We start from the raw sequence: 25326 nt of genomic DNA, 5'->3' as shown, positions 1-25326 counted from the left end.
TCGGGAGGAGAGCTCCAATGCATGACACAACCGACCTCTCTTGCGCGCGGCAGCGCACCGAGCGGATCGCGCTGCTCAATGATGCCGCACGCCAGGGCCGTGACCGAACGGCCCGCATCGTCATGACCTCCGGGCTGCTTGCAGAATTCAGCGGCGACACCGTGGCAGACAGTATGATGGCCCAGGCCCGGTTGATGGCCGCTCTGCGCCATTGCACCTTCGCCCCGGATTCTCCCGAGCGAGACTTTGCAAGCATGGATGTCGATGGCATCAAGGTGCTGATGAAAATCGATTATTTCGATACCGAACTGGCGTTCGGGTCAGAGGATCCGGCCAATCCAGCGATGACACGGCGCGTCATCACGCTGATGCGGCCAGCGGACTACTGATCAGTTCAGGGGCGGACATGTCACTGCGCTGCGGGGCATCAGCCGAGCAAATGGTGGGGAGGTAACGAGCGTATGAGCAGACACAAAGTACCGCTTCGTGACGGGGCTGCGGCGGCAAGTGCCTATGTTGGCTGGGACCGTCCACTTCAGACCTATTTCGCACAGGTTCTGAGCGCCCCTGACGAAGACGGGGAGGAGATCGAACTCGTATGGGTCGGAACCGCCTTCGGCGAGCTTCCCCGCGCAGTTGACGCAATCCGCGTGCTCGAACCCTATTGCCAAATCGAGGCAAGTCTTGCCGCACAGCTCGAGATCGACAGGATGGCCTGCCTCGCCACGCGCGATGGACCCAATCAGCTCGAAGCCAAGGCCTTCATGGCCCGCCTCAGCCAGATCAAGGACGGGCCCGCGTCCGAAGCTTAAGTCGGTACGGACCGCCCAGGGCTCGAAGCAGGGCCGGTTCAGCTCCAAAGCACCTATCGAGACTCCTCAGCCCTCCGGGCTGGACAGGATTACGCGCGCCTGCGGTGGCTGGCGCACGGGCCGGGCCACGGGCCCGGAGGAGAGGGGGGATGGGAGAAGGTGTTCCGGACAAGGGGTTCGGACAGCATCAGGAGAATTTGACATGAACATCGGCACCCTCAAGGCCAACGCAGAAGGCGTTCACATCGGCCGTATCACCACCCTGACCTTCAGCGCGACGGTCGCTCTGCGCGCCTTCGAATCCACCAACGAGCGGGCACCCAAGTTCGATCTCATGGCGCTCTCGGCGGACCGCCGCAGCTGGGTCAAGATCGGCGCGCTCTGGGAATACTCGTCGAACGAGACCGGCGAGTGCTTCCTGTCGGGCCAGATCGACGACCCCAGCCTCTCGGCGCCGATCCCGGTCGCGATGTTCCAGCAGAACGACGGCAGTTTCAATGTTGCCTGGCGCCGTTCGAAGCCCAAGGCCTCGCTCGACGGCTTCGGCAGCGAGAGCGAAGGCGCCCTGCCGCCGCTCACCGCCACCGGTGACGAACCGGCCAGCGACCGCGGCGTTGACAGCGGGGCTGCCAGCGGCGACGGTCTGGGCGAGAGCACCGCTCCGGCACCCAAGGGCAAGACGCGCGTGAGCGTCGACGCCTGACCGGGACAAGCCCCCCCGTGACCGGTGCCGCGACCCGCGCCGGTCACATCGGGAAGGCCCGTCCGCGCATTTGTCGCGGGCGGGCCTTTTCTTTTGCCCGCTGCTGTCGGGCTCACCAGACCTGCTGTAGGAACTCTGCCTGCGAGAGAGGAGGGGGAGGTGCCGTTCAAGCAAAGGAGGCTTGAATGGCACAGACAGACTGGACTCTCGATCTTGGCGGCGCTCCGTGGAACGAAGACTGTTCGCAGATCGGCCACACCCCCAATTTCGATCTCGTGAATAACGCAGAAGCCATGCTCTACAGAGCTGCGCTGATTGCGGTTGCCGGATCGCCGCCTGTCGGCATCAGCTTGCGGATCAAGGCCAACGCTCATGATTTCGGGACCTACCGGACAGTCGAGGCGAGCATCGACAATGACCAGGACGATGGCAGCCATGCCAGCTATCTCGAGACCCTCGAGACCGGCATCGCCTTCTGGCATCAGGCCGGGTTTGCACCGCCTGAATTCGGCAAACTAACGGCGAGCGATCAGCTTGCGGGTTTCGTCGTGGATGCCGTCGCAAGCGCGCTGCGGATCACACGGCCGAGCAGCACCGGCGCCTTCTTTCCGGCGTCCTCCGGGCCGCTCCACCGGAACCTCACCGCAGCCTTTCCAGAAGCGGCGCAGCGCGCCTTCTCCGAAGGGGGCCTGCCATGCTGACTGACAGCGAGCGCTTCGCCTTTAGCGCGTGGCGGATCCATGCGTTCGCTTCGACGGGCAATGCCTACGACGCCGTACAGACCGACGAGACTATCGCTGCTGGCGATACTCTGCTCATTCTCGACGAAGGGGTTGTCGGTGTCGCGATGACCTGGCCCTTTGCTATCACCGCAGAGCCGGGCAAGCTTCACACGGTCTGTGAACCTGGCGCTGGCGAAACCCTTGGGCAGATTGAAAAGGCGCTCGATGTTCCAGACGGGTCAATCGCTCGAGCCTGCCGCCTCGCAAGGACTCTGGGCTTTGCGATTGATGCGGGCCTCGTCCCATTATTGCCGGTGCTGCCGGCAACAGAGGTGGACGGCTAGTGCGGCAAGCGCCGTCACAGAAATCTTGCTATTTTGGCAATAATTGCTATTTTGAGGCCAAGAGGAGACACCACCATGCCAGCGGCGGCGAATGAGCACCCCAGGGTCCCCCTGACCCGGTTTCACAATAACACCGGCGAGTTCCTCGATCTCGCAACCAAGCAGCCGGTCGTCCTCACGAGCCATGGCCGCGAGCGGCATGTGATCGCAGATAGCGAGTATTTCCGCCATCTCGAAGAGGCGGCGCGCGGCGTCATTGCGGGGCACATGAATATCGAAGCTGTCGCCTCGTCCGACATGACCGAGGCCGACCGCAAGGCTTTCGCCAATGCACGGCCCTCGGACAGCGAACTCGCCAATGACCGCTGGGAAGACTGACCGCCCCGCCGCCGGCCATATCCTCCGATACGTCTACCTCTTCGAGGAAGAGTTCAGACGGGGTCGCGACGAAGGCGTCAAGGAACGCTTCGTCGTCGTCGTGGGTGTGGAGGGGTCACGCTATCTGGTCGCCGCGATCACCACCAAGGGCGAAGGGCGCAAGAACGCCATCGTGATCCCCGATGAGATTGCGCGCACAGCCGGCCTTGTTCCCGGTAGCGCCATCGTCATTTCGGAATTCAACCGCTTCACCTGGCCCGGGTTCGACATCAGGCCCCTGATGAAGCAGCCTGGGTACATTGCCGGACGTCTCCCACCGCGGTTCACGGCAAAGATCATCGATGCCATCGCAGCCTGGGGAGCAGCTCCCGTCGATCGGGACTGATTGGCGCACCGTTCAGGCAGACAGGCCGCCTGGGGGCCTTGTCCGATTTTGCGTCAACGCCGGGCCAGTGGCGGCAACCCTGCGGATCGGCACCCCAGGTAGCCAAGGTCAGGTGTTCCGGACGACTGCCGCAAAGGGACTATTCGCTCCCCGAAATTGGCGAGGACAGGCGATCAATCCTGCGACCAACGCCAGCGTCAGCAAGCCGAGACGCGGCGAGGTTGATGTCCAGGCACGCAATCAGCCCCTGTGCCAACAGCACGTCCGCCGCCCAGTGCCCCTGCCTCTCTGGTCGAGCTTAGGGCCAACCTGCAGAAATGCGAGCCGTGTTGCCCGGCAAGCCGGGCTGCCCGCACCACCTCGATTTCCGAGGTTTCCCGCGCGCGAGGGCGCGCGGTGTCCCAGCTCTCCCGCCGAGGCTCGATAAGGGCACCGGCGGACGAGCCGTCGGCACCAAGGAGGCTTTTGCAATGAACATCGTCAACCTCGTCGGCCGTCTCGCCAAGGACCCTGTTGCCCGCGATCGCAGCGACACCCGCATCACCGAACTGATCCTCGTGACCGAACGTCCCGTCATCCGCGATGGGAAGGTCCAGAAGGACCCTGAAACCGGCTACCCGGTCAAGGATGCCGAATTCCACAAGATCACCGTCTTCAACGGCCTCGGGCTCCCGCTGCGCCAGCACAAGGCGAAGGGTGACCAGCTCGCAGTGACGGGCCGCATCCACTACTCGCGCTGGCAGGACGCCGAAGGCAATGACCGCTACGGCTGCGAGATCATCGCCGAGAACGTCGAGTTCCTGTGACCAGCAGGGGCGGCACCGCAGTGCCGCCCCTCGCCGCGTTATTGATGGTGCGCACCCGAGTGCGGAGCGCAGGCCGGTTAGTTGCCGGTGGGATTTATCCTGGCACCACGATGACCACAGCTGCAGCGCAAGTGCCGGGCTACCATGTCCAGTTTGAGGGGGATCGACCTGGTGAAGCACTGATCGCGCAGCCGGGCCGCCGGCATGATGACCACTCGCCTGCAGCGGCCGCACTCGATCTGCGCATTGAGGCCATGACGAACGAGATCAGCGACAGAATCGAGGTGTTTGGTTCCCATACGTTGCCGAGAACATAAAAAGAACATTTGCGTCAAGGGATGCCGAAGGGGAGGTTGGCGCCTGCCGGCCTATGGCCGGCATCGCGCTCTATTCCGCCGGGCTGCCGGCAGCACACAGGGCTTGCCCATGTGCTGGGTCTGCGATCGGCGTCACCGAGCCCCTGCCGGGTCTCGGCCCGTCCGGGTGACGATCGCCGGCGCGGTGAGTTTTGCTCAGGCCTTGTATTGCTCTTTGTCCCGCTGGGTCTGCTCTTATGTCCGGTTTAGGGAAACAGTTCGAGCGCACCGGATGACCGGGATTGAAAGGAGTCGAGACCTCCAAATTAAGCCGGGAGTGAACTGGCGAGCACCCAGAAATGACACTCGAACGCGCCACCAATGGGCCTTCTCGAATAATGCGTGCTACGCGATCACTTCCAGATCAGTGGCTGACATCCGGCCGTCCTGGCCCGCCTTCAGAGTGAACGCCCAGCGTTGGCCCTTGACGATCTCGTCGAACCCCGCCGCCTGCACCTCGGAGATGTGCAAGAAGACCTTGGGCTGCTTGTCGTCGCGTGAGATGAACCCCCACCCGCCGTCCGGGACAACATATCTGACGGTGCCTGTGGTCATTGCAGGATCAGCCTTCATTGGCGCAGGTGATGCAATTTGTGACCGATGGGCTGTTCTCAAGGCGAGCCGGGGCAATGTCCTCGCCGCATTTGAGGCAATAGCCGTATTCGCCATCCTCAATGCGCTGTAGGGCGGTATCGATCGCGCCGCGTTCGGATTTGCGCCGGCGTGCCTGTGCCAAGGCCATTTCATGAAGCTGCATGGCATCGATCCGGGACAGCCTGCCCACACTGTCCTGATCCAGCGTCACCGGCGCGCGACCTTCTGACGAGATGCGATCCTCCGCCAGCAGCTCCTCGCGCCGGGCGAGGAGCTTTGCACGCAGCAGAGCCAGATCAAGCGCCATGCTACCGCACCAGCAGCACCGGCGCGTGGGCGGTGCGGATCATTTCGGTGGTGGTGCTGCCAACGATCAGGTTGCGGATCGGCGAATGACCATAGGCACCCATCAACAGCAGCGGATTGTCAGCCGATGCGACGACGCGGGGAATGACCTTCTCGGCCTTGCCCGGATCGAACACGGTTGTGACCGGATGATCCGGTGCAAACACAGCCTCGGCATCCTTAAGCGCCGCCACCTTGGCCTCGCCCGATGATTCCGCCATAACGATGGTGACGGGCAGACCTGCAAACAGCGGCGAATTGGCGAGGCGTTCCAGCGCGCGCTTGGCTGCGGGGCTGGCATCATAGGCGAACACGACATGATCGGGCTCGGCAAAGGTGCGCGAGACGATCATCACCGGCTTGATGCTGGCGCGCACCACCCGCTCGATCATCGACCCGATGTGGTCGGTGGCATATTCATGGTCGGTGCCGCGCCGACCGATCACCACGAGCCGCGCATCCTCCTCGCGTTCGAGGATCGTCTCGATCACGCCGCCGTGGCGGTGCAGGGTGGTGACATCGGTCACGCCTGCCTCGCGCACAATCTGTTCACCTGCTGCCAGAAGGACGCGGCCCTTCTCGATCTCGGCGCGGCTGCTCTGTTCCGACAGGCGGACCAGTTCTTCCATCAGATCGCTTTTGACCCCGAGGCCAATCGCGCCCGACAGATCGCGCCGCGCGGCGACAGCATCCTGACGCTGGACGACGTGGAGCAGCTCGACCGGCATCTCCAACCGCTTGGCCGCCCAGGCGGCGTATTGGCACACGCCCGGCGCGTGGGCCGAAGCGTCGATTGCGGCGAGGATGAATTCCATGTGCGTCTCTCCCATCAGTGCGCTCCCAACTGCGCTTCGGCGCCGGGCTTGTCATGCGTGGCATAGCGTTCGATCAGCGCGGCGCTGGTTTCGTTGAGGCCGACGATCTCCACCGCCGTTCCCTCGCGCCGGAACTTGAGGATCGCCTTGTCGAGTGTGCCGACCGCCGAGATATCCCAGAACTGCGCATCGCTGACATCGATCACGACCCGATCGAGCACTTCCTTGAAGTCGAAGGCTTCAACGAAGCTGTCTGACGAAGCGAAGAACACCTGGCCACCGATCCGGTAAGTGCGCGTGGTGTTATCGGCAGAAAGTTCGGACTCGACGGTAAACAGCCGCTTGACCTTGCTGGCGAAGAACAGTCCCGACAGGATCACCCCGGCGCCTACGCCTTGCGCAAGGTCGTGGGTCCAGACAGTGATGATGACGGTGGCGAGCATCACCACCGACGATTGCCACGGATTGAAGCGAACGTCCTTGATCGAGCGCCAAGAGAACGTGCCGATCGACACCATGATCATCACCGCGACCAGCGCGGCCATGGGAATGATGGCCACCAGCCCGCCGAGCACTAGGATCAGGAACAGCAGGAACGCGCCCGACACGAAGGTCGAAAGCCGCGTCTCGCCGCCCGACTTCACGTTGATCACCGATTGCCCGATCATCGCGCAGCCGCCCATGCCGCCAAGGAAGCCGGTGAAGAAGTTGGCGATGCCTTGCCCCTTCATCTCGCGCTGCTTATCGGACGGGGTATCGGTCAGATCGTCCACGATCTGCGCGGTCATCATCGACTCCAGCAGACCGACTGCGGCCATCGTCACCGAATAGGGCAGGATGATCTGCAAGGTTTCGAGCGTGAACGGCACATCGGGGATCAGCCACATCGGCAGCGACGACGGCAGCTCGCCCATATCGCCTACGGTGCGCACATCAAAACCAGCATAATAGACCAAAGCAGTCAGGATCGCGATGGCCACCAGCGGCGATGGCACGGCTTTGGTGAGGTAGGGGAACAGATAGATGATCGCGAGGCCGCCCGCGACCAGCGCATAGGTCAGCACCGGCACGCCGGTCAGCTCGGGCAGCTGCGCCATGAAGATCAGGATGGCGAGTGCGTTGACGAAGCCGGTGATCACCGAGCGCGACACATATTGCATCAGCACGTTGAGCCGCAGGAAGCCCGCAATCAGCTGGATCACGCCCATCAGGATCGTGGCGGCGAACAGGTAATCGACGCCGTGATCGCGCACCAGCGGCAGGATAAGGACCGCAATCGCGGCGGTGGCAGCGGAAATCATCCCCTGCCTGCCGCCCACCAGCGAAATGATCACCGCGATTGAGAACGAGGCATAAAGCCCGACGCGCGGATCGACGCCTGCAATGATGGAGAAGCCGATGGCCTCTGGGATGAGCGCGAGCGCCACAACGATCCCGGCAAGGATGTCGCCGCGCGGGTTTGACAACCACTCACGCTTGATGGTTTCGATATATGTCATGTGTGACCTTGGTTCTGGTCCAACGCACCGCACGTTCCATCACGCAGGCTTTTGAGAGCCACGTTGGAGACAGTGCATCGGAGGAAAGGAATAAGGTTATCCCGGGGATAGGCGCCGGGCCGAGCCACCCTGCATGAGCGGGGTCCGGCGAAGATGGCAGCGCCTTAGGCTAAGTTGCTCATTGCTGCAAGTGCGAAGATACATAAAGAAGATGCCGACCCGGACAGGGCAAGCTACCAACAGTTCATGACCCCGATGTTTGAAGAGCTCGCCTGGGAACAGACCCCGATCGGAGAACTTGTCCTGCGCCGCCGCAAGCTTACCCTGGACGGCGAGGATATCTGGGAGATCAAGCTCAACGACGGCTACCTGATATCGAGCCAGTTTGTGGATGGCGAGATCGCGCTGGCCGACCTCGCATTGGCAATGACTGGCGGCGAGGCATTGGATGTCGCCGTCGGCGGATTGGGCCTCGGCTACACAGCCGAAGCTGTGCTGCGTGATCCGCGCGTCGGGAAGCTGACAGTGGTCGAGCTGATCCCGCAAGTGATACATTGGCACCGCGACTACCTGGTCCCGCTCGGCACAATCTTGGCCGATGATCCGCGCTGCATTCTGCGTCAGGATGATTTCTTTGCGCTCGCCGATGAGCCGGACGGCTTCGATCCCGCAGCGCCAGACCAGCTCCATGATGCGATCCTGATCGATATCGACCATTCGACCACGCACTTCATCGATGAAGAAGCGCGGGGTTCTATAGTGACGTCGCGATTTCTGCGATCACGGCGAAACTTAAACCGGGCGGCGTCTTCGCACTCTGGTCAACCGATGCCGAAGATGCTGACTTCGTCGCCGCGCTTCAACAGAGCCTAACCGACATCCGCGTCGAACGAGTCGAATTCGCAACGCCCTACCGCGAGCAGCCCGCGTTCAATCTGATTTACCTTGGGCGAAAGCCGGTTTAGCCGACCCGATCTCGGAGTGGGGTGACACTGGCAAGATATTGGGCTAATGCATCAATCGGATCTGCTGGTTCCAAACCGCAGGTTCGAGTTTCCGACAGACTATACGGATACTCGCGATATTGGAGGTTCTGGCCTCGACGGCGTGCAGCCGGCGACGCAGGATATCTCCGGGCTGAGGCCCAATCGCGAGATACCTGCATCACTCGGCCGCTAGGCCGGTCGCTCTTCTGCGTGTCTGTTTCAGGCCTTGCAGGAGACGCAGATGCTCATCGATCACCAAGCAAGCGCAGTCACCATTGACGCCGAAGACCGGACCGTAGCGGCTGATGCTCTTCCCCGGCGCACCTTCGCGATCATCTCGCACCCTGATGCCGGCAAGACCACGCTGACGGAAAAGCTGCTGCACGAAGGCGGCGCGATCAGGGAAGCAGGTGAGGTCTTCTCCAAAGGCAACCGGCGGCGGGCACGCTCGGACTGGATGGCCATCGAACAGCAGCGCGGCATTTCGGTGACCAGTTCGGTGATGACCTTCGAGCATCAAGGCATACGGTTTAACCTGCTCGACACCCCGGGGCACGAGGATTTCTCGGAGGACACCTACCGCACGCTGACTGCGGTAGATTGTGCGGTGATGGTGATCGATGCCGCCAAAGGCATTGAGGCGCAGACACTCAAACTGTTCGAGGTGTGCCGCCTGCGCAGCATCCCGATCATCACCTTCATCAACAAGATTGACCGGGAGGGCCGATCGCCGTTCGAGCTGCTCGACGAGCTTGCCGACAAGCTTGCCCTGGATACCTCACCGATGTCTTGGCCGATCGGTATGGGCGGCATGTTCCGCGGGCTTTACTCGTTCGAGGAGCGGCGTGCCTGGCTGGTGGATAAGGTTGGGGGCGCGCTGTGCCCCACTATTATTGACGATGCGCGGCTCGATGACGACCGCCTGCTTGCCGCCATTTCATCGCACACCCGCGATAGCCTGCTCGAAGATGCCGCGCTCGCTGCCGAAGCGTGCCCGGCGTTCGATCGGACTGCCTTTCTGTCGGGCGACATGACGCCGGTCTATTTCGGCAGCGCGCTGCGCAAATACGGGATCGCGTCGCTGCTGTCCGCGCTGGCGCGGCACGCCCCGCCGCCGCAACCGCAGCCAGCCCTGCCCGAGCCGGTTGAACCGGATGCCAGCGATGTTGCCGGCTTCGTGTTCAAGATGCAGGCCAATATGGATCCCAACCACCGCGACCGCGTCGCGTTCATGCGAGTGTGCTCTGGGACGCTCAAGCGCGGCATGAAGCTCGGTAACAGCCGGACCGGCAAGACCATTGGCCTGCACAATCCAATCTTCTTTCTCGCACGGGATCGGGAACTGACCGAGGAAGCTCGCCCCGGCGACATTATCGGCATTCCCAACCACGGCACGCTGCGGGTGGGCGACACGCTGAGCGAGCGCAGTGGCCTCGCCTTCACCGGTCTTCCCGACTTCGCGCCGGAAATCCTGCGCCGCGTCCGGCTCGACGATCCGATGAAGATCAAACAGATGCGCAAAGCCCTGCTCGATCTTGCCGAAGAGGGGATCGCCCGCGTCTTTCGACCGCTCGAAGGATCGAACTGGGTTGTCGGCGTGGTCGGCGCGCTTCAGCTTGAAGTGATCTCGACCCGCTCGGAGGCGGAGTATGGCCTCCCCATCAGCTTCGAGGCGACAGCCTACGAAACCGCGCGATGGATCGACATTGCTGATGAGCCAATGCGCAAGCGCTTCATAGCATCGCAGCGTGCCAATCTCGCCGAAGATGGTGACGATGCGCTGGTCTTCCTTTCACGAAACAGCTGGGAGCTTGAACGGGTTCAGAGGGAATGGCCCGAGGTCAGCTTTTCTGCGGTGCGTGAACGCATTAGGCCGGCGGAGGCACGCCAATGAAGGTGAACACGGAAAAAATGCTCGATCTGATCATCATGGCAAGGCCCAATGCATCGCCAGACGACGTCCGCAAGCTTGCACCGATCCTCGCGCCGCTGCCAGACGCCGAATTGAAGGCGCGCGTCGCAAAGGCACGCCGACGCAAGGAGCGCCGTGAGGGCAAGCAATGATCATCATGAAACCCGACAGGAGAACCCCATGGATTTGAACGAACTCTTCCGCTGTCATCAGCTTGCGCTGATTGCTGCTCGTGCCAATGACAGGCCTGAAACCAGAGCAGCTGCCGCGCGCGAGGCTGATAATTTTGCATCACAGATCAAGGCGCTGCGACCAGAAGGCGCCGAATATCGCAGCGTCCTCAGCTCACGCACATATTCTGAACTATTGGGGGCGTGACACTATCTGACGGTATGCGGCAATCCTTGCGTTTGCTGCTAGTCTGACTGCCCAGTCCGTGACCTGATCATTCGGGCGGCGAGCACCAGTGCGCCCGTGGCGACTACGCACCACAGCGCCATCCACCACAATTGCTGGGGCAAGGTGATCCCCTGATCGATCAGCGCGCCCGTCAGACCAGGTCCGACCGCCGTGGCCAGAACCATGCCCGATACCACCAGCGCGCGGATCGAGCCGAGGTGCGCAGTGCCGTAAACTTCCGGCCAGATCACGCCGAACATATTCGAGGTCAGCCCGTAACTCACACCGAACAGGAACATGAACAGGTAGATCCCCCAGAGCGCCGTGATCGACGCTGCGGCAAGGCTGGCAATGCAGATCGGCACGAGGAAAAACGGCAGCAGGCGCACGGATCCGAGCCGGTCCACCAGATACCCGCAGACAAGCCCGAACCCGACCGTGGTTATCGCTATCACCGGGAATGCCCCAGCAAACGCCAGCTGGTCGTATCCACGCACGTCGATCAGGTGGCCCTGATGGAAAAAGATCGTGGTGCCGATGAAGGGCGGTGCGAGCAGGCCGAGCAAAAGCAAGTAGAACACCGGATCGCGGATTACCTCGCCGCGCGTCCAGTCGCGTATCCCTTGTGCCTTGGCCTGATTGATCTCAGCTTGCTGCGGAACGCGGGGCTTTGCTAGTAAACCGATGATTAGCGGCATCCCGATCACGAGGGTTAGCGCTGCCGCCGCCGTCCACGCACCCTGCCAACCCAAAGCAGCGGCAACCAGCACGAACAGAGCCGGCAAGACTGCCTCGCCCGCCTGGTGCCCCGGCACCACCAGAGACATCGCCCGCCCGCGATTGGCGACAAATGCTCGCGCGGTTTCCGTCTGAGCGATATGCGTCATCATGCCCTGCCCAAGCAGGCGCAGCAGATAGAGCGCGACGACAAAGCCGATGATGTGAGGCGACCAGGCTGCGAGCAGGCATGCAGCGGCCAACCCCGGCATCACCATCGCTGCGACAGTGCGCCCGCGCATCACGTCCATCACCTTGCCGATCCACGGCAGTGTTGCTGCGCTCGCTAGCGTCGCCACCATGTAGAGCAGCCCGAACTCGCCGCCCGACAAGTCGAAACGCGCTTGGGACTCAGCCCCCGACAGGCCGATGAAGAAGGTCTGCCCAAACGACGAGAACATCGACAACAGGAACCCTGCCGCCAGCCAGCGGGCATTGTGGCGCACAAATGGAAGCATTGGCGCGCCTTACGGCAGGTGCGCGGGTGACAACAGTGAAAAGGGCGCGGGGGTTACGGAGACTTAACCCGTGCCGTCTAGCCTCGTTTCATGGCTGCATTTCTTCATGAGGGCGGGCTCAAACTCCGCCAGAAAGTCCGCGCCGTTGTCGTCAACGATCATGGCGAGTTTTTGCTGGTCCGCCCACACGGCTACCGTGAGGGGGAATGGACCCTTGCTGGCGGCGGCGTCGAGGAAGGCGAAACTGTGCATCAGGCGATGCGAAGGGAGATCGCCGAAGAACTCGGTGTGACGCTGGAAGTAGAACTGGAACAGCTGCCAGTTGGCAACCGCTTCATCTACAGCGCCGAACACAAGGCCAAAAAGGCGCTCGACCATGATGGTCAGGAAGCTGCGATGTTCGTTGTTCGCCTTCGAGACGATGCTCCTCTCGCACTCCAGGCTGAAGAAATAGCTGACGCGCGCTGGTTCACCGTCACCGATGCCTTGGCAGCATTTCCCGCCGCGAAACAGCGGGAGGTGTTCGAGGCGTGTCTGAACGCGATTGCAGCCTGATCGGAAACTCGCACTAGCGCACTCGAATAGTTGATCGAGCCAGCGACCGATCAGGCCTCAGTGACCGAATTTTCCGGTTTCGGCGGAAAAGCGATCAAAGCCGCCAGCCCGGTTCAAGCGCTGGCCCCATCTACGGCGAACGCAAAGCAGAGGATGCCAGATGCCCTTATAAGCCCTCCCAATCCAGACGGATCGCTTCCTCGAGAAATCGCTGGGGGTCTCGCACGTACTGAGCTGCCTGTGATTGCATGATTGTTCTCATGACAGCCTCACGGTTCGGCTGAATGATCGCCCCATCCGGCGTCGCAAGGACGCTGTCGAAATGGCGCGCGAGGTCGCAGATCCCGCCGACCAATGGCAAAGATAGGTCCGCTACATTGAGGCGGAACTGGATCTCCTCAATGGCCTGCCCGTCGATGCTGACCTGAATGTCGTCCGCTTTCTCGTCGCCCCAAATCCGCAGGCCGTCAGACCAAGACGGTTTCTCTGGAAGGAGCCTGCCGAGTTTCGAGAACACCACCTCCTCATCAGCCGCCGAAAAACCGAGAACGGTCTCATCGAGTTGCGCGCGGCTCATCCGCACTGCGGCAACCCCTGCGACGCGCGCCGCAGATGCAGGAATGAGATCGATGACGAACTGCCACACTGCCATCGTCAAATCATAGCGCTTAGCTGGGCCACAGCAACAGGTTGAGTTGCCGCGTCGTCCCTGGATGCCCATCGTCTCCCGACGAGCCGCGCCGAACTGCCTCACTAGATCGGGAGTGTTCCCGCTGTAACCCCTTCGCAGGGCCGAAGGGGCGGCCCGATGTGGCGCTGAAGCGCCTGACCGGCCCTGCCTTCGTCTCATCTGCTCGAGGGCGGGAACGTCTCTTCCACACACACAGGAACACCTGCCGAAACCTATCGGCGGCCGCCCCTTAGTCAAGGATCGCGGTCCCCCCAATTTTCAGCGGGGAGGCTGTGTCGCTGCGCGCCAGCCACCTCGCAGAAAATCGGTTCCCCCACGCCCGCCATGGCGGCGGCGAGACGAGCTCGCCGTCCCTGACACGGTCCGTCCGGCCCGATGGGTTTTTGGCTGTTCCCAATGTGGGGACGATTTCGAAAATCGGAGGTTTTTATGACTGTTTTCAACTCGTTTGCAGATCTGGCTCAGGCTCGGATCAATCTCGCCGATGCACGTGAAGGGATCACGGAATCCTACGACGGGGCGTTTCTCGAACATAGCGATCTGGCCAAGCTCAACATCATCGAGGCTCCAATCGCCGCAGAGATGCCGGACCCCGACATGGCGCGCCGCGCCGTGGAGATGGCAATCGGAACGATCTTCGATGTCCTCAAGGACACGCGCATGGAGGAATTTGCGCAGCAGCTTGCCTGGGGCATGGTCAACTCGTTCCACATGACCGCACGCCTGGCTGAAGGTCGCGAGGACGATGCTGCAAAGAAGCTGGGCGAAATGGCACGCCACTTCGATCCTTCGGAAATCTACGCTGTCGAGCTCGAGGAAACACAACAGCTCTGCCAGACACTGCAAGGGTGCCGCGAAGCGCTCGAGGCGATGCGCGACCATGCAGCGGACGTTTACCGGGTCGAAACCGGTCGTCCCTTCACGGCCGCACGGGGATCGCAAGTCAGCAAGAATGGGGTGACCGCAAGCCAAGTTCAGGCACGCGATTTCCTCGCAGCACGCGCCAAGGATCGCAGAGCGCAATTCCAGCCCGATGGACCGCTGGTTATCGTGTCAGGTGGCCAGAAGGATTGGCACGATTTTGCGATGATCTGGGCTATCCTCGACGACATCAAGTCCCGGATCCCGAACATGGTCCTGGGCACGACCGGCATGCGCAAGGGCGTCGACGCCATGGCGGGTGCATGGGCGCAGCAGAACGGGGTCAACACAATCCTGTTCGTTCCTGACCAGCGCCACGGCAACCGGGCTCCGTTCCTGCGGAACGAGAGCATCGTCAAACTGAACCCGGTCGAAGCGATCATTGGGGAAGGATCGGGCATCCAGTCGAACCTTGCACAGCGCCTCCGTCAGGCAGGCGTGCCGCTGCACATTCGCCGCATCAGCGATCAGGCGCAAACGCGCTCGCGCACCTTCGGGTGAGCGCTCTTCGGAAGGCTCCGGCTTATGCCGGGGCCTTCCGTTCTTCTTTTGCGCAAGGGGCGGGCTCTGGGGGCATCGAACCCCCTTCGCCCGCTACCGCGAGCATCGCGATCCCTGAATGTATCAGCCGAACTTTTACCTTGGCCCGGCGCGCCTTGCCCGTTCTCGATGCTTCGCATCTTGCGGGCATCGCTGCCGCGCTAGCGGCTGCATCCGGACAATTGGCTGACCGGCAATCCTCAGGCTGGACCAGACCCCTTGTGGGCATTCAGCCACAAGCTCAGGAAGTGAGAAAGGAGAGGGGGGTGGAGGAGACGAGCAGCGACAGGAGGCAAAGATGCTCGTCACATTCCGCGTCAAGGATATCGAGACAAGGCTCCATTCGAAACCGGCTCAGATACGCCCGCCAGAGCTCGCCGCGCTGATGCGCAGACTGCACACCGCCAACAGTACAATCGATGCAGATCCAGGCGAATTCCTGGCCGCGGCCCTGAACTTCGAGATCAATGCCAACGCGCTTGCCATCGCCGCGTTCGCATCATGCTTCGACCATCGCCCGGAGATGATCGCAATCGTTGAGGAAGCGCAGTTTCTTGGGCGAATGCTGCGGATCGAGCACCAGCAATGCGATGCGCCGATCACGATGCGCGTGAGTGAACACATCGCTCTGGTAGGTGACATCACAATGAGCAGCGACCTTGCGGCTAAGGTGCTCACCTCTCTTGCCCGCCATGCAAATGAATCTGGCCAATTGTCCTTGCAGAAGCTTGGGACAGCGCTCGAGGATCACCGGACTTACGCGGCTTTCGTCAAGGCAGGAATCACTCCGCTCTTCGAAAGCCTCGCGTTCATCGCCGCCACTGATTGTGGAGAGCAACACCCGCTGCTCGAATGGACCTTATGACTATCCGGCCAGCAGTTCACGAGCAGCCACAAACCGGCTGAACTCGTCGCCATGTTCAACGCTCGATCTGCAACCAGCCTCCTGCAGGATCGAGGTGGAAAAGGGTGCCCGGCACGTTGCCGCGGCGCCCTTTTTTCATGCCGCCTGGGTTACGCCAATGCCGAACAGCCACGAGCCAGGACATAGCTTTCGCGAAGTCGCTGGCAACGCATGCATCCCGCCGCAGGCACGTCCACCACCATCGCCATGAGCACCCCGCCAGCATACTGGTCAACCACTAATTTCCCGACCGAGAAGCCGTGCTGCGCCGGCTTCCGCACCATCGAAAAATTAGCGGTCAAGCCTCCGCTTCGCTCCGGTGACCAGCACACTGACGGGGCGCTGTTTCATGGCATGGCGGACGAGCCGCCAAGCGCCAGGAGGCAAGGTCATGTGCTACACAACGGAAAGCTACGAAGACGACGTTTCGGTGCTTCGTCAGATCAACCCCAACATCATCGCCCTTGATGAAAAAACGCTGGAAGCTGAGCGGCGCTCATACCACACATTCTTCGACGTCCACGTCGTTGAGACCCCGGACGGGTACATCCTCATCGAGGAGGGAGACTATGGCGAGCTGCCGATGCACCTGATCGACCAGATCGTCTACACCGCCACCGGCAAGATGGCCGATGAATTCTGACGAGACAGGGCGGTGGTCATCGCCGCCCAACTCGACAAAAACCAGACCTCACCCGCCAAGCTTCTCGAGGGCAGAAATCGCCAACTTTGGCTTCACCTTGACGGCCAGTTCCAGAAGGGCAATCGCCGTATCCTGACCGACCTTCTTGATCAGCCGATTTAGCTCTCGTTCTGCCTCCTCACGCTCAAGCTCTGCAAGCTTCTGCCTGCGCTCTTCCAACTCCTTTTCCGCTGCTGCCAGGGCAGACCGTTCGCGTTCAAGTTTCGACACCATTGCGCATTCCTCCAAGCCTTGAAAGACCATGCGAAGATGCACCAATCGCAGGGTCTGTTCGAGGCATTTTTTTGCTTGCTGCTCTCGCGCCACTTCTTTGCCGAGCATGGCCTGCTTAAGCCATCGCCATCGCCATCGCCATGGCCAAACCCAAAGCCACTGTCGTCCCACAGCGCCGGCTATAGGCGGACATAACGCCTGCGCTGAGTTCGCGAGTCAGGCTCGCTCGCGCAATCCCGCTGGAGAACCACCTGCGCGAGTAGTCCCCCTACAACAATGGACCTGGCACAGGGCACAAGTTCCTGATTTTTTGCGCACACCGTACACCGCTGCGCGGTAGGCGAATGCAGCGAAGTTCTGCATATTTCACAATTGGTTAGCTGAAATTTTTCTCAGAATTCGGGCGCTGCAGTCGGCTGCAGGATGTTCAAGGCTTCAATAAAGCGTCGAAAAACCAATGCCATAGCGCTGCACCGGGCTGCATCGCCGAGACTCTTGGCAAGCGCAATGCAGCGCTATATACTCTAACCTGCGATAGACGAACCACGCCTGAAAAGGTGTGGTAGTGGAAAAGAAACAGTTCCAGAGCGTCGGTGTAACGCTCAGCCCAAGGATGATCGACGTCGTCGATCAACTTGCGACAAGTCGCGGTGTCTCGCGGTCAGAAGCCATCCGCATTGCCCTTGAAGTGGGCATTCCCCTCCTGAAGGCGGGATTATCGCTCAATGCCGAGCGGGCTGTCACAATCCTCGAGCATACCCAGCTCGCGCTCTCGCTCATCGTTCAGGAGCAATATCCGGCTGATGCCGAACACCTGATCGCTCAGGCGCTCTCCAACGTGCGAGAGCATCATGGCTGAAGACATCCGGTTCAGCAAAAAAGCTGCCACTCTCACCCACGCTTCCGCGCGCGGAAAAGTGAAGCGGAACGCTGGCAATTTTACGCGCGGATCGCAGCTGTTCCACCACGAAATCCTGATGACCTGGGCGGGCATCAGAATGCCCCTCTATGTCTGGGTCGGAACCGCCGTTCTTCTGCTGTGCGTCCTCGTCAGTTTGACCTTCAAGAACCACGAGGTTCAGCTCGTGCTGATGAAGCTCTACGCCGAGGCTTGGGGATGGGTTCAACTCAATCCTAACAAGCCTGTGAACCTGACGCTTCCGTCGGGTCAGATGGTGCAAGGCACCATGTCCATGGTGCCCTATCATCCTGCCGTGGAACGGGCTTGGGCCAAGGCTGTGCAGGTCAGCATTTCTGCGGGTCTTGGTGCAGCCTTTATCTGCGTCCCATTGACCGTCTGGTTCGTCGACTTTTCGAAACGGCGCGGCACCGACATTCTGACCGAGCGCCATGAGCGCGGGGCCGTCCTTGTGACACACAGCGAACTGTTAGCGTCCGCGCTCGTGGTGTAATTTCCGGTGTAGGCGATGGTGTATTCCGGGGTGGGGCATGCCCCACCCCGGAATGCGGCGTCGCTGGTGGCCACCGGGTTCATCGTTATGGTGGAGTTTGCACACTTCAACCGTGACGAAGAGGAGTTCCCGATGACCGAGGACAGATTACTGATCGAAGAGCTGGCTGCAAAGGGCGGCCAACCGGATTTTTTGCGCACCATCGCCGAGAACGTGCTGCAGCTGATCATGGAGGCCGACGTTGATGGCCTGATCGGCGCGGGTCGCCACGAACGCAGCAGCGAGCGCGCGACCTGGCGCAACGGCTATCGCGACCGTTCGCTGGATACCCGGGTAGGCACGCTGAACCTGAAAATCCCCAAGCTGCGTGCTGGGTCCTATTTTCCGGGCTTCCTTGAGCCCCGCAAGATGGTCGAGAAAGCGCTGGTTGCGGTGATCCAGGAAGCGTGGATCGGCGGGGTCAGCACCCGGCGGGTCGATGAACTCGTCCAGGCCATGGGCATGACCGGCATCTCCAAGTCCACCGTCTCCAAGCTTTGCAAGGACATTGACGAGCGCGTCCATGCCTTTCTGAAACGCCCGCTCACCGGCGAATGGCCGTATCTCTGGCTCGATGCCACCTATCTCAAGGTACGCGAAGGCGGGCGGATCATCAGCGTTGCCGCAATAATCGCCATGGCCGTCAACACCGAGGGCCGGCGCGAGATCGTCGGCCTGCATATCGGCCCCTCGGAAGCGGAGGTCTTCTGGTCCGACTTCCTGAAGGACCTTGTTCGGCGCGGTCTTACCGGCGTGAAGCTGGTCATCTCCGATGCTCACGAGGGCCTCAAGGGCGCGATCACCCGCGTCATGGGCGCCACCTGGCAGCGCTGCCGGGTGCACTTCATGCGCAATGCCCTGTCCTATGTGCCCAAGGGCCAGAACACTGTCGTCGCCGCCGCGATCCGCCAGGTCTTCCTGCAGCCCGATCAGAAAAGCGCAACGCAGGTCTGGCGACAGGTCGCCGACCAGTTGCGCACCCGTTGGCCCAAGCTCGGCGCCTGCATGGACGAGGCCGAAACCGACGTGCTCGCCTACACCGGCTTCCCCACCCAGCACCGCACGAAGTTACACTCAACCAATCCGCTCGAGCGGCTCAACAAGGAGGTCAAGCGCCGCGCCGACGTCGTCGGAATCTTCCCGAACGAAGACAGCATCATCCGCCTCGTCGGGGCTGTGCTGATGGAGCAGAACGACGAGTGGCAGCTCCAGCACCGATACATGCAGATCGAAGGCATGGCCGAACTCAACCAACCCATGATCGAGGAGGAAAATCAGCCCCTACACATCACCGCCAAAGCCGCCTGACGATGGCCCACGGCCACAGCCGAAATTACACCACCTTGACGGACGCGACCCAGCGAACTGGCCCAAGCCATCACCACTCATAACTGGAAAGCGCATGTCAGTGAGTGCCGCAAGCGCACGCCAGCAGTGGACCCCGACAAGATCCTCGCAGAGCCCTTGAAGGACCGTGTTCGGGCGGGTCTGCATGCGCCTTACCGCCTCGCAGGCGTGCCAGTTCCCTGGCGCCTTGAGCAAAGTCATGCGATGTTCATCGGTACGACCGGTGCGGGCAAAACGACCGAGCTGAAGAAGATCGTCACGCAGGCGCGCGAGCGCGGGCATCGCTGCGTCATTTTCGATCTGACCGGCACCTTCGTCGAGAGCTTCTATGATGCCGAGACGGACATCATCCTCAATCCGATGGACCGGCGCTGCGTGCCATGGTCGATCTTCAATGACTGCGACAACTACGCCGAATTCATGAGCGCTGCGACGGCGCTGGTTCCGAGCGGTCACAGCGCGGAAGATGACTTTTGGCAGAAATCGGCGCGCACCCTGTTCGTCGAGATGTGCGTCAAGATGATCAAAATGGGCGTGCGCTCAAATGGCGCGCTTTCCTACTTCCTGATGCAGTCGGATCTGAAGACGATCCATGCTCAACTTGAAGGCACGATTGCAGGGCCGATGATGTCGCCCGCCGCTGCCAAAATGGCAGAGTCGATCCGTACGACCTTCATCGCCAATGCGAATGTTTTCCGCTTCCTGCCCGAACCTCCTTCGGGCGAAACCGGCTTCTCAATCAAGAACTGGATGACCACCGAGGTCAAGGAAGGATCGATCCTTTTCATTACCTCCACTCACCCGGACCTGGTCCTCAATCGCCCGCTTTTGACCCTCTGGATGGACCTCGCCGTCAATGCGCTGTTCCACATGGGAAGGAGCCGCGATCTGCGCACCTGGTTTCTCATCGATGAGGTCCATGCGCTGCATCGCCTCCCGGCGATCGATCATGGCCTGCAGACCGCGCGCGCGTTTGGCGGTGCCTTCGTGCTTGGCATGCATTCCTTCGACAAGCTTGAAGAAACCTATGGCGAGAACGGGGCTACCAATCTGGCCTCGCTGGCGGGCACCAAACTGATCCTCAAGACAGCCGATCCCGAGACGTCACGGCGATGCTCCGAGTTCATCGGCAACCGTCAGGTCCGGATCATGGATGAAGCCTATTCCTACGGCTATAATGACAACCGCGACGCATCGACGATCACGCCGCGGACCAACGTTGAAGAACTCGTCATGCCGGTCGACATCAGCGACCTGCCCAGCATGCACGGGTTCGTGAAATTCCCGGACGGTTTCCCCGCTGCCCGGATCAGGCTGACGTGGAAAGATTACGAACCCCGCGCAAAGGGCTTCGAGCGTGTCACCGACATGCGCGCCGCCGAATACACACCACCGTCCGGGGATGGCGCGGAATTGGGGGGTGGGGATAGGGAAGGCGCACAACCTGACATCGCGCCTAAGGAGCCGAAAGATCGCGAAGAGGTAGCGCTGAGTGAGGCTGAGCGGGCGGCGCAGCAGCTGAGGGAGGCGATCGAAGGGCCATTGAACCCTGAGCGCGAGCTGACCGAAGAGCAGGTGGCGCGCAAGATTGAGGATGAAGAGGAGCGGGCAGAGTTCGAGCGAAGGCCAGCGCAAGGGGAGCTCTATGGCTATAACCGCCCGGGCAAGAAGGACCAGCGCGAGCGGCAGAACCTGGCCATGCGCGACAGCGAAGAGCGCGGCGCGCAAGCGAAGATCGAAGGGCCGAAGGGGCGAGCGCAGAATAGAAGGGCAGACGCCCAGGAGAGCGAGCTTTCCAAAGAGAACATGCGCGGCATCAGCAATGAAAAGCCAAGCCGCCAGGACCCTTCGATCGACGATGATCAGGAGCTTGGGCGATGAGCGCGGCAGGACAGACCTGCCATGTGGGCCCCCTATTCTGCGCGCAATGTGCCGGGCCGATGCTCCGGCGCGAACAGGCGGGGGACGCCTGAGATGCTGTCGGTCGCATCAGTCGCATCAGCAGGCGGCGCGGCAAACTACTTCGCCAAGGACGACTACTATGTCGGCGATGGCCCTGCGGAGCTCAGCGAATGGGGCGGGAAGGGCGCCGAAGCACTCGGTCTTGCTGGTCCCGTTGCCAAGGACGACTTCGAAAAAGTCCTCGATGGCAAACTGCCCGATGACACGGTCGTAAATGGCAACGCAAACCGCCGCTCGGGAATAGACCTCACATTCTCCATGCCGAAGTCAGCCAGCCTGCTGGCGCAGTTGGGCGGCGACAAGCGGATCCTTGATGCACAGCTGGCGGCCGTCAAGGCGACCATGGCCTATCTCGAGAAGCACTATGCGCAGGCCCGCGATCGATCACGCAATGCCAACGGCGAGGGCGTGGTCACAGGCAAGCTCCTCTATGCCCTGTTCCAGCACGACACGAGCCGGGCACTGGACCCGCAGAACCATACCCATGCTGTCATTGCCGCGATGACCCAGGACAAGGATGGCAACTGGAAGGCGCTGTGGAACGGAGAGATCTGGAAGAACAACACAGTCCTTGGCTCCATCTACAACGCCGCGCTGCGGACGAACCTCGAGAAGCTCGGCTACGAAACCCAGATCACGGGCAAGCATGGCCAGTTCGAAATCAAGGGCGTGGCGCGCGATGTGATCGAAGCCTTCAGCCAGCGTCGCCTGACCATTCTGGCGACGGCCGAGAAACTCGGGAGGAGCGCAAACGACACAGAAGCCTTGCGTGAAATAACCAAGCGCACCCGCGATCCTAAGCTGAATCCGGACGACAAGCAGGCGCTTCGGCAAGAATGGGCCAAGCGCGCTGCCGGGCTGGGGTTCGATGCCAAGGCGCTGGTCGAACAGGCGCGGGAGCGCGGCTCCGAGGGGCGCGAGAGCCCATTGGGAACGCCTCAGCGGGTGCAGGAGACGCTGAGCGCGCTCCGCGACAGCGTGAAGCTCTACACCCGGCCAGCGGACACACTGACAACCAATGGCCTGCAACGGATCACCCTGACGGCCACGCAGCTGCGCACTGAGATGGCAGCCGCTTCTGCGATCAGGATCATCGGCGAACGAGAAACCTCATGGACCCGGGGCGACCTGGTCAAGACCGCGCTCGACCTCGGCGTAAAGGGCGTGACCGCTGACGGGGTGGAAGCACGGATCGGCGTCTTGGTGGCCGACGGGAGGGTGCTGGAGGGCAAGAGCGACAGGCTCGATGGCAGGCCCGAGAAATACACCACACCTGAACATGTCGAGATTGAGCGGGCTACGCTCGCCAATGTCGCCGCGGGAAAGGATGCAGGCCAGGCCATCATCGAAGCCGCCGAAGCCCCCGGGCGCTTGCGGCAAGTCGCGGGCACTCATGACCTCAGCGCCGAGCAGATTGCCGCCGGAACACTGGCGCTCGCCAGCAAGGACCGCACGGTCGTGATCCAGGGTGTCGCAGGTGCCGGAAAGACGACGATCATCTCGGCAATTGCGAGCGTGGCGCATCAGGAGGGAAGGGAAGTGATCGGCCTCGCCTTTGCCAACAAGATGGTCAGCGATCTTCGGACCGGGACGGAGATCCGCGGGCCAGACGGAGAGGTCGTCAGGCAGGAAATCGCAGCAAGAACCGTCTCATCATTTGTGAATGAGCATCTGCGGCCCGCGCTTGCGGGCTCGGGTCCGAAATTCGAGGCATCGCGCGAAGCCTTGCGCGGCAAAGTCCTGGTGTTGGACGAGGCGTCGCTGGTTGCGAACAAACCGATGAATGACCTGCTCACGATCGCCAACCGGCTTGGTGTTGAAAAGCTGGTCATGATTGGAGACCGCGCCCAGTTACAGCCGATCGAGGCGGGCAAGAGCTTTTCGCTGATCCAGTCCGACAACCCCGCAATGGCTCGCATAGACACCAGTCTGCGGCAGCGCACCGAGCACATGAAAGAAGCGGCGGGCCTGGTGCGCGCCGGCATGTTCAAGGAAAGCTTTGCCTCGCTCGGCGAGCGTGTGGTCGAAGCAGGCGCAGAACACCTCAAGGTCACCGCGCAGAAGTGGCTGGAGCTGTCGCCGGACGATCGCGAGCGCACCGCAATTTACTCATCAGGACGTGCGGCGCGCGGCGAACTCAACCGGATGGTCCAGCAGGGCCTGAAGGCAGAAGGGGCGATCCAGGGGGAAGGGCTGAGGCTGACCACGCTCCTACCGGCCCATGCGACGCGCGAGGAGCTGCGCTACGCCGCAACCTACAGCAAGGGCCAGCTGCTCGAAGTGACGCGCCAGAACGCCCCTGGTGGGCTTGTTCGGGGCCGGTACGATGTCGAAGGCCTCGACGCGAAGGGCCGGGTCATGCTGCGCGATGAAAGCGACAAGCTGATCAAATTCGACCCGGCGGCAATCGACCCTTCGGACAAACGCGATGCCTTGAGGCTTTCCGAAAAGCACAAGGAGACAATCTACGAGGGCGACAAGATCCGTTGGACCGAAAAGGATGATGCCAGGGGGCTGATGAAGTCCGAGGAGGCGAGGATCCTCGGGATCAGGGACGGGGTCGTCACGCTCGAGAACAAGGCAGGCGAGACCGTAGAACTCAAGCAGAATGACCGCATGCTCGAGCGCATGGGGCTGGCCTATGCGATCAACATGCATCAGGCGCAGGGCGACACCCGCGACATGGCGATCGGTGAGATGCACTCATCAGCCCGGCACTTGTCGAACCAGCGTCTGGCGCTCGTCATGATGACCCGGGTGCGTGACGACATCACCATCGTCACCAACGACCGCGATCGGCTCCTGGCGCAGATCGCCCGCAACCCGGGCGACAAGACCAGCGCGCTCGAAACCCTTGGTGAAAAGCAGGTCGAGGCGAAGCGTGGTGGGCGCGAGGCTGGCGAGTTTCGCCCCACCATTCCCGATCATTTGAGGGCGCCTGAGGACAGGCAAGCCTCTGCCTCGCGGATCGATCCGGCGAGCCTCCGGGCAACGCCGCAATTGGACGTTCCCGAACGCAACATCGAACGCAGCCGATAGGAGGAAGATCGTGACACAGATGGGCCATGCCGCAGCGGGTACGCCGCCTTCAGACAATTTCGAGATTCACCTCACGCAGCAGCTGACCCTGACCAATCTGGTGAACGAGGCAGGACTCTCGGAGATTGCGCGTGCCGCTGGAGGGGACAGCTTTGTGGTCTGCGACCTCAATACGCACGGGGTTCAGGGATGCGCTGATCTGCGAGCTGCCCTCGATAACCAGAAAATGGCCGCCGAGTTGGTGGCGATAGGTCTGATGATCCTTGTCGCAGTTCTGGTGGGCACGATCGCGGCCGCCTTTGTGAGGCTGGTGGCGCAGCGGGCGGCTCTTCTCAGGGAACAGCGCGCCGATGCCTTTCTCCCGTTGCACAAGGGTCGCGCAAAGCCCCTGAAACGGGCCGTCAAAATCATCATCAGGAAGGAGAACAGACATGGCATTTGACTACGAAGACGCAGGGACCTTCGGGAGTGAGCGCGAGGCGAAGGACTGGGCGCAGCGCAACAAGGTCGATCTGCGCGATCTCCACATACGCAACGTCGGGGGGCAGCGCGTCGAAGTGGGTATCCGCAAGAGCGCCTACGACACCCGCGAAAACTACGACAACCGGCATGGTGAGAGGCGAGACGGCTTCTGGCGATGATGAAGTCTGCCGCGGCGTGCCTGATCTGAACCACTGGCTTGTTGCACGACGCGAACGGAGCTTCGAAT

At 61.6% G+C, this 25326-nt stretch carries 31 protein-coding genes and 1 other annotated feature; of the genes, 24 read left to right on the top strand and 7 right to left on the bottom strand.

What is annotated here, in order from left to right; translation table 11 throughout:
• The first annotated feature begins 17 nt into the window (after positions 1 to 17).
• From AN936_RS22955 to AN936_RS24910, 9 genes are all read left to right on the top strand, one after another.
• A complete protein-coding gene (locus tag AN936_RS22955; RefSeq protein WP_054590603.1) occupies positions 18 to 389 on the top strand; it encodes a DUF3768 domain-containing protein in 372 nt (123 codons plus the stop codon).
• Positions 390 to 461: 72 nt separating this feature from the next.
• Positions 462 to 812 (top strand): hypothetical protein, encoded by a 351-nt coding sequence (locus AN936_RS22950; protein ID WP_054590602.1) that lies wholly within the window; start codon positions 462 to 464, stop codon positions 810 to 812.
• Positions 813 to 1014: 202 nt separating this feature from the next.
• Positions 1015 to 1515, top strand: a complete 501-nt coding sequence (locus tag AN936_RS25195; RefSeq protein WP_054590601.1) for a DUF736 domain-containing protein — start codon at positions 1015 to 1017, stop codon at positions 1513 to 1515.
• A gap of 185 nt (positions 1516 to 1700) precedes the next feature.
• Positions 1701 to 2216 carry a hypothetical protein gene (locus AN936_RS22940; RefSeq protein ID WP_054590600.1) on the top strand — a complete coding sequence of 172 codons (516 nt, stop codon included), beginning with the start codon at positions 1701 to 1703 and terminating at the stop codon, positions 2214 to 2216.
• Complete coding sequence (locus AN936_RS22935) at positions 2210 to 2581, top strand: hypothetical protein (RefSeq protein ID WP_054590599.1); 372 nt, start codon at positions 2210 to 2212, stop codon at positions 2579 to 2581. Before AN936_RS22940 ends, AN936_RS22935 begins: the two co-directional genes overlap by 7 nt.
• Before the next feature lie 75 nt (positions 2582 to 2656).
• Positions 2657 to 2959 (top strand): type II toxin-antitoxin system prevent-host-death family antitoxin, encoded by a 303-nt coding sequence (locus AN936_RS22930; protein ID WP_054590598.1) that lies wholly within the window; start codon positions 2657 to 2659, stop codon positions 2957 to 2959.
• Complete coding sequence (locus tag AN936_RS22925) at positions 2940 to 3344, top strand: hypothetical protein (RefSeq protein ID WP_054590597.1); 405 nt, start codon at positions 2940 to 2942, stop codon at positions 3342 to 3344. Before AN936_RS22930 ends, AN936_RS22925 begins: the two co-directional genes overlap by 20 nt.
• A 470-nt stretch (positions 3345 to 3814) precedes the next feature.
• The gene (locus tag AN936_RS22920) at positions 3815 to 4150 is read left to right on the top strand and encodes a single-stranded DNA-binding protein (RefSeq protein WP_039330710.1); all 336 of its coding nucleotides are present in this window, start codon (positions 3815 to 3817) and stop codon (positions 4148 to 4150) included.
• 110 nt (positions 4151 to 4260) lie between these two features.
• Positions 4261 to 4467, top strand: coding sequence for a hypothetical protein (locus tag AN936_RS24910; protein WP_149037835.1), 207 nt, complete (start codon positions 4261 to 4263; stop codon positions 4465 to 4467).
• A 384-nt stretch (positions 4468 to 4851) separates the two neighbouring features.
• On the opposite strand, the gene AN936_RS22910 is transcribed toward AN936_RS24910, so the two are convergent.
• From AN936_RS22910 to AN936_RS22895, 4 genes are read right to left on the bottom strand one after another with little or no spacing between them, the layout of a single operon-like run.
• Positions 4852 to 5061 (bottom strand): cold-shock protein, encoded by a 210-nt coding sequence (locus AN936_RS22910; protein ID WP_054590595.1) that lies wholly within the window; start codon positions 5059 to 5061, stop codon positions 4852 to 4854.
• A 7-nt stretch (positions 5062 to 5068) separates the two neighbouring features.
• Complete coding sequence (locus tag AN936_RS22905; protein WP_054590594.1) at positions 5069 to 5407, bottom strand: TraR/DksA family transcriptional regulator; 339 nt, start codon at positions 5405 to 5407, stop codon at positions 5069 to 5071.
• A gap of 1 nt (position 5408) precedes the next feature.
• Complete coding sequence (locus AN936_RS22900) at positions 5409 to 6275, bottom strand: universal stress protein (protein ID WP_335337324.1); 867 nt, start codon at positions 6273 to 6275, stop codon at positions 5409 to 5411.
• A complete protein-coding gene (locus tag AN936_RS22895; protein WP_054590592.1) occupies positions 6275 to 7759 on the bottom strand; it encodes a SulP family inorganic anion transporter in 1485 nt (494 codons plus the stop codon). The genes AN936_RS22900 and AN936_RS22895 overlap by 1 nt, the downstream gene beginning before the upstream one ends.
• Positions 7760 to 7853: 94 nt before the next feature.
• Positions 7854 to 7908 (bottom strand) — a sequence feature (sul1 is cis-regulatory element that is thought to sense ions involved in sulfur or methionine metabolism; They are found in Alphaproteobacteria).
• A gap of 97 nt (positions 7909 to 8005) precedes the next feature.
• Between AN936_RS22895 and AN936_RS22890 the strand changes: the two genes are divergently transcribed.
• The 4 genes from AN936_RS22890 to AN936_RS24905 all read left to right on the top strand — a co-directional run bounded on the left by AN936_RS22890 (position 8006) and on the right by AN936_RS24905 (position 11035).
• A complete protein-coding gene (locus AN936_RS22890; RefSeq protein WP_149037834.1) occupies positions 8006 to 8632 on the top strand; it encodes a spermidine synthase in 627 nt (208 codons plus the stop codon).
• A 354-nt stretch (positions 8633 to 8986) separates the two neighbouring features.
• Complete coding sequence (locus AN936_RS22885; protein ID WP_084758695.1) at positions 8987 to 10639, top strand: peptide chain release factor 3; 1653 nt, start codon at positions 8987 to 8989, stop codon at positions 10637 to 10639.
• 17 nt (positions 10640 to 10656) lie between these two features.
• Positions 10657 to 10809, top strand: coding sequence for a hypothetical protein (locus tag AN936_RS25190; RefSeq protein WP_158500136.1), 153 nt, complete (start codon positions 10657 to 10659; stop codon positions 10807 to 10809).
• A gap of 28 nt (positions 10810 to 10837) precedes the next feature.
• Entirely contained in the window at positions 10838 to 11035 is a 198-nt protein-coding gene (locus AN936_RS24905; protein WP_149037833.1) for a hypothetical protein, read from the top strand.
• A 38-nt stretch (positions 11036 to 11073) separates the two neighbouring features.
• On the opposite strand, the gene AN936_RS22880 is transcribed toward AN936_RS24905, so the two are convergent.
• On the bottom strand, positions 11074 to 12291 hold the full coding sequence (locus AN936_RS22880) for an MFS transporter (RefSeq protein ID WP_054590591.1): 1218 nt from the start codon (positions 12289 to 12291) through the stop codon (positions 11074 to 11076).
• Positions 12292 to 12381: 90 nt separating this feature from the next.
• On the opposite strand from AN936_RS22880, the gene AN936_RS22870 reads away from it, so the two are divergent.
• Positions 12382 to 12846, top strand: coding sequence for an NUDIX domain-containing protein (locus tag AN936_RS22870; protein WP_084758694.1), 465 nt, complete (start codon positions 12382 to 12384; stop codon positions 12844 to 12846).
• Between the two features lie 166 nt (positions 12847 to 13012).
• Here AN936_RS22870 and AN936_RS22865 read toward each other — a convergent pair whose 3' ends face one another.
• Positions 13013 to 13498 (bottom strand): hypothetical protein, encoded by a 486-nt coding sequence (locus AN936_RS22865; protein WP_149037832.1) that lies wholly within the window; start codon positions 13496 to 13498, stop codon positions 13013 to 13015.
• Between the two features lie 468 nt (positions 13499 to 13966).
• Between AN936_RS22865 and AN936_RS22860 the strand changes: the two genes are divergently transcribed.
• The 3 genes from AN936_RS22860 (at position 13967) to AN936_RS22850 (ending at position 16545) form a co-directional block, all read left to right on the top strand.
• Positions 13967 to 14959, top strand: coding sequence for a DUF2493 domain-containing protein (locus AN936_RS22860; RefSeq protein WP_054590587.1), 993 nt, complete (start codon positions 13967 to 13969; stop codon positions 14957 to 14959).
• Positions 14960 to 15296: 337 nt separating this feature from the next.
• Positions 15297 to 15863, top strand: coding sequence for a hypothetical protein (locus AN936_RS22855; RefSeq protein ID WP_054590586.1), 567 nt, complete (start codon positions 15297 to 15299; stop codon positions 15861 to 15863).
• Positions 15864 to 16221: 358 nt separating this feature from the next.
• Positions 16222 to 16545 carry a hypothetical protein gene (locus AN936_RS22850; RefSeq protein WP_335337323.1) on the top strand — a complete coding sequence of 108 codons (324 nt, stop codon included), beginning with the start codon at positions 16222 to 16224 and terminating at the stop codon, positions 16543 to 16545.
• A 48-nt stretch (positions 16546 to 16593) separates the two neighbouring features.
• Here the strand turns inward: AN936_RS22850 and AN936_RS22845 are convergent, their stop codons facing one another.
• Positions 16594 to 16926 (bottom strand): hypothetical protein, encoded by a 333-nt coding sequence (locus AN936_RS22845; protein WP_054590585.1) that lies wholly within the window; start codon positions 16924 to 16926, stop codon positions 16594 to 16596.
• A 457-nt stretch (positions 16927 to 17383) separates the two neighbouring features.
• Here AN936_RS22845 and AN936_RS22840 point away from each other — a divergent pair, with 457 nt between their 5' ends.
• The 7 genes from AN936_RS22840 (at position 17384) to AN936_RS22810 (ending at position 25258) form a co-directional block, all read left to right on the top strand.
• Complete coding sequence (locus tag AN936_RS22840) at positions 17384 to 17677, top strand: ribbon-helix-helix domain-containing protein (protein ID WP_068305973.1); 294 nt, start codon at positions 17384 to 17386, stop codon at positions 17675 to 17677.
• Positions 17670 to 18230 carry a hypothetical protein gene (locus tag AN936_RS22835; RefSeq protein WP_054590583.1) on the top strand — a complete coding sequence of 187 codons (561 nt, stop codon included), beginning with the start codon at positions 17670 to 17672 and terminating at the stop codon, positions 18228 to 18230. Before AN936_RS22840 ends, AN936_RS22835 begins: the two co-directional genes overlap by 8 nt.
• Positions 18231 to 18362: 132 nt before the next feature.
• Positions 18363 to 19577, top strand: coding sequence for an IS256-like element ISSpma2 family transposase (locus AN936_RS22830; RefSeq protein ID WP_006954973.1), 1215 nt, complete (start codon positions 18363 to 18365; stop codon positions 19575 to 19577).
• A 126-nt stretch (positions 19578 to 19703) separates the two neighbouring features.
• A complete protein-coding gene (locus tag AN936_RS22825) occupies positions 19704 to 21497 on the top strand; it encodes a type IV secretion system DNA-binding domain-containing protein (RefSeq protein WP_420496848.1) in 1794 nt (597 codons plus the stop codon).
• Positions 21498 to 21590: 93 nt separating this feature from the next.
• The gene (gene mobF, locus AN936_RS22820; protein ID WP_054590581.1) at positions 21591 to 24617 is read left to right on the top strand and encodes a MobF family relaxase; all 3027 of its coding nucleotides are present in this window, start codon (positions 21591 to 21593) and stop codon (positions 24615 to 24617) included.
• 10 nt (positions 24618 to 24627) lie between these two features.
• A complete protein-coding gene (locus tag AN936_RS22815; protein ID WP_149037831.1) occupies positions 24628 to 25059 on the top strand; it encodes a hypothetical protein in 432 nt (143 codons plus the stop codon).
• Positions 25049 to 25258 (top strand): hypothetical protein, encoded by a 210-nt coding sequence (locus AN936_RS22810; protein ID WP_054590579.1) that lies wholly within the window; start codon positions 25049 to 25051, stop codon positions 25256 to 25258. The genes AN936_RS22815 and AN936_RS22810 overlap by 11 nt, the downstream gene beginning before the upstream one ends.
• The last annotated feature ends 68 nt before the right edge of the window (positions 25259 to 25326 follow it).

Origin of the sequence: Sphingopyxis macrogoltabida (genome assembly GCF_001307295.1) — a bacterium.
In the GTDB taxonomy this organism is placed as follows: Bacteria; Pseudomonadota; Alphaproteobacteria; order Sphingomonadales; family Sphingomonadaceae; genus Sphingopyxis; species Sphingopyxis macrogoltabida_B.
This window is presented reverse-complemented; position numbering and strand designations above follow the sequence as displayed.

Bases quoted from the DNA above. Each gene is read 5' to 3' on its own strand.
- AN936_RS22845 (WP_054590585.1), bottom strand. From the start codon at position 16,926: ATGCTCGGCAAAGAAGTGGCGCGAGAGCAGCAAGCAAAAAAATGCCTC.
- AN936_RS22930 (WP_054590598.1), top strand. From the start codon at position 2,657: ATGCCAGCGGCGGCGAATGAGCACCCCAGGGTCCCCCTGACCCGGTTT.
- AN936_RS22810 (WP_054590579.1), top strand. From the start codon at position 25,049: ATGGCATTTGACTACGAAGACGCAGGGACCTTCGGGAGTGAGCGCGAG.
- AN936_RS22890 (WP_149037834.1), top strand. From the start codon at position 8,006: ATGACCCCGATGTTTGAAGAGCTCGCCTGGGAACAGACCCCGATCGGA.
- AN936_RS25190 (WP_158500136.1), top strand. From the start codon at position 10,657: ATGCTCGATCTGATCATCATGGCAAGGCCCAATGCATCGCCAGACGAC.
- AN936_RS22835 (WP_054590583.1), top strand. From the start codon at position 17,670: ATGGCTGAAGACATCCGGTTCAGCAAAAAAGCTGCCACTCTCACCCAC.
- AN936_RS22860 (WP_054590587.1), top strand. From the start codon at position 13,967: ATGACTGTTTTCAACTCGTTTGCAGATCTGGCTCAGGCTCGGATCAAT.
- AN936_RS22885 (WP_084758695.1), top strand. From the start codon at position 8,987: ATGCTCATCGATCACCAAGCAAGCGCAGTCACCATTGACGCCGAAGAC.
- AN936_RS22935 (WP_054590599.1), top strand. From the start codon at position 2,210: ATGCTGACTGACAGCGAGCGCTTCGCCTTTAGCGCGTGGCGGATCCAT.
- AN936_RS22870 (WP_084758694.1), top strand. From the start codon at position 12,382: ATGGCTGCATTTCTTCATGAGGGCGGGCTCAAACTCCGCCAGAAAGTC.
- AN936_RS22880 (WP_054590591.1), bottom strand. From the start codon at position 12,291: ATGCTTCCATTTGTGCGCCACAATGCCCGCTGGCTGGCGGCAGGGTTC.
- AN936_RS22830 (WP_006954973.1), top strand. From the start codon at position 18,363: ATGACCGAGGACAGATTACTGATCGAAGAGCTGGCTGCAAAGGGCGGC.
- AN936_RS22940 (WP_054590600.1), top strand. From the start codon at position 1,701: ATGGCACAGACAGACTGGACTCTCGATCTTGGCGGCGCTCCGTGGAAC.
- AN936_RS24910 (WP_149037835.1), top strand. From the start codon at position 4,261: ATGACCACAGCTGCAGCGCAAGTGCCGGGCTACCATGTCCAGTTTGAG.
- AN936_RS22905 (WP_054590594.1), bottom strand. From the start codon at position 5,407: ATGGCGCTTGATCTGGCTCTGCTGCGTGCAAAGCTCCTCGCCCGGCGC.
- AN936_RS22900 (WP_335337324.1), bottom strand. From the start codon at position 6,275: ATGGGAGAGACGCACATGGAATTCATCCTCGCCGCAATCGACGCTTCG.
- AN936_RS22955 (WP_054590603.1), top strand. From the start codon at position 18: ATGCATGACACAACCGACCTCTCTTGCGCGCGGCAGCGCACCGAGCGG.
- AN936_RS22950 (WP_054590602.1), top strand. From the start codon at position 462: ATGAGCAGACACAAAGTACCGCTTCGTGACGGGGCTGCGGCGGCAAGT.
- AN936_RS22855 (WP_054590586.1), top strand. From the start codon at position 15,297: ATGCTCGTCACATTCCGCGTCAAGGATATCGAGACAAGGCTCCATTCG.
- AN936_RS22920 (WP_039330710.1), top strand. From the start codon at position 3,815: ATGAACATCGTCAACCTCGTCGGCCGTCTCGCCAAGGACCCTGTTGCC.
- AN936_RS22910 (WP_054590595.1), bottom strand. From the start codon at position 5,061: ATGACCACAGGCACCGTCAGATATGTTGTCCCGGACGGCGGGTGGGGG.
- AN936_RS22865 (WP_149037832.1), bottom strand. From the start codon at position 13,498: ATGGCAGTGTGGCAGTTCGTCATCGATCTCATTCCTGCATCTGCGGCG.
- mobF (WP_054590581.1), top strand. From the start codon at position 21,591: ATGCTGTCGGTCGCATCAGTCGCATCAGCAGGCGGCGCGGCAAACTAC.
- AN936_RS24905 (WP_149037833.1), top strand. From the start codon at position 10,838: ATGGATTTGAACGAACTCTTCCGCTGTCATCAGCTTGCGCTGATTGCT.
- AN936_RS22895 (WP_054590592.1), bottom strand. From the start codon at position 7,759: ATGACATATATCGAAACCATCAAGCGTGAGTGGTTGTCAAACCCGCGC.
- AN936_RS22925 (WP_054590597.1), top strand. From the start codon at position 2,940: ATGACCGCTGGGAAGACTGACCGCCCCGCCGCCGGCCATATCCTCCGA.
- AN936_RS25195 (WP_054590601.1), top strand. From the start codon at position 1,015: ATGAACATCGGCACCCTCAAGGCCAACGCAGAAGGCGTTCACATCGGC.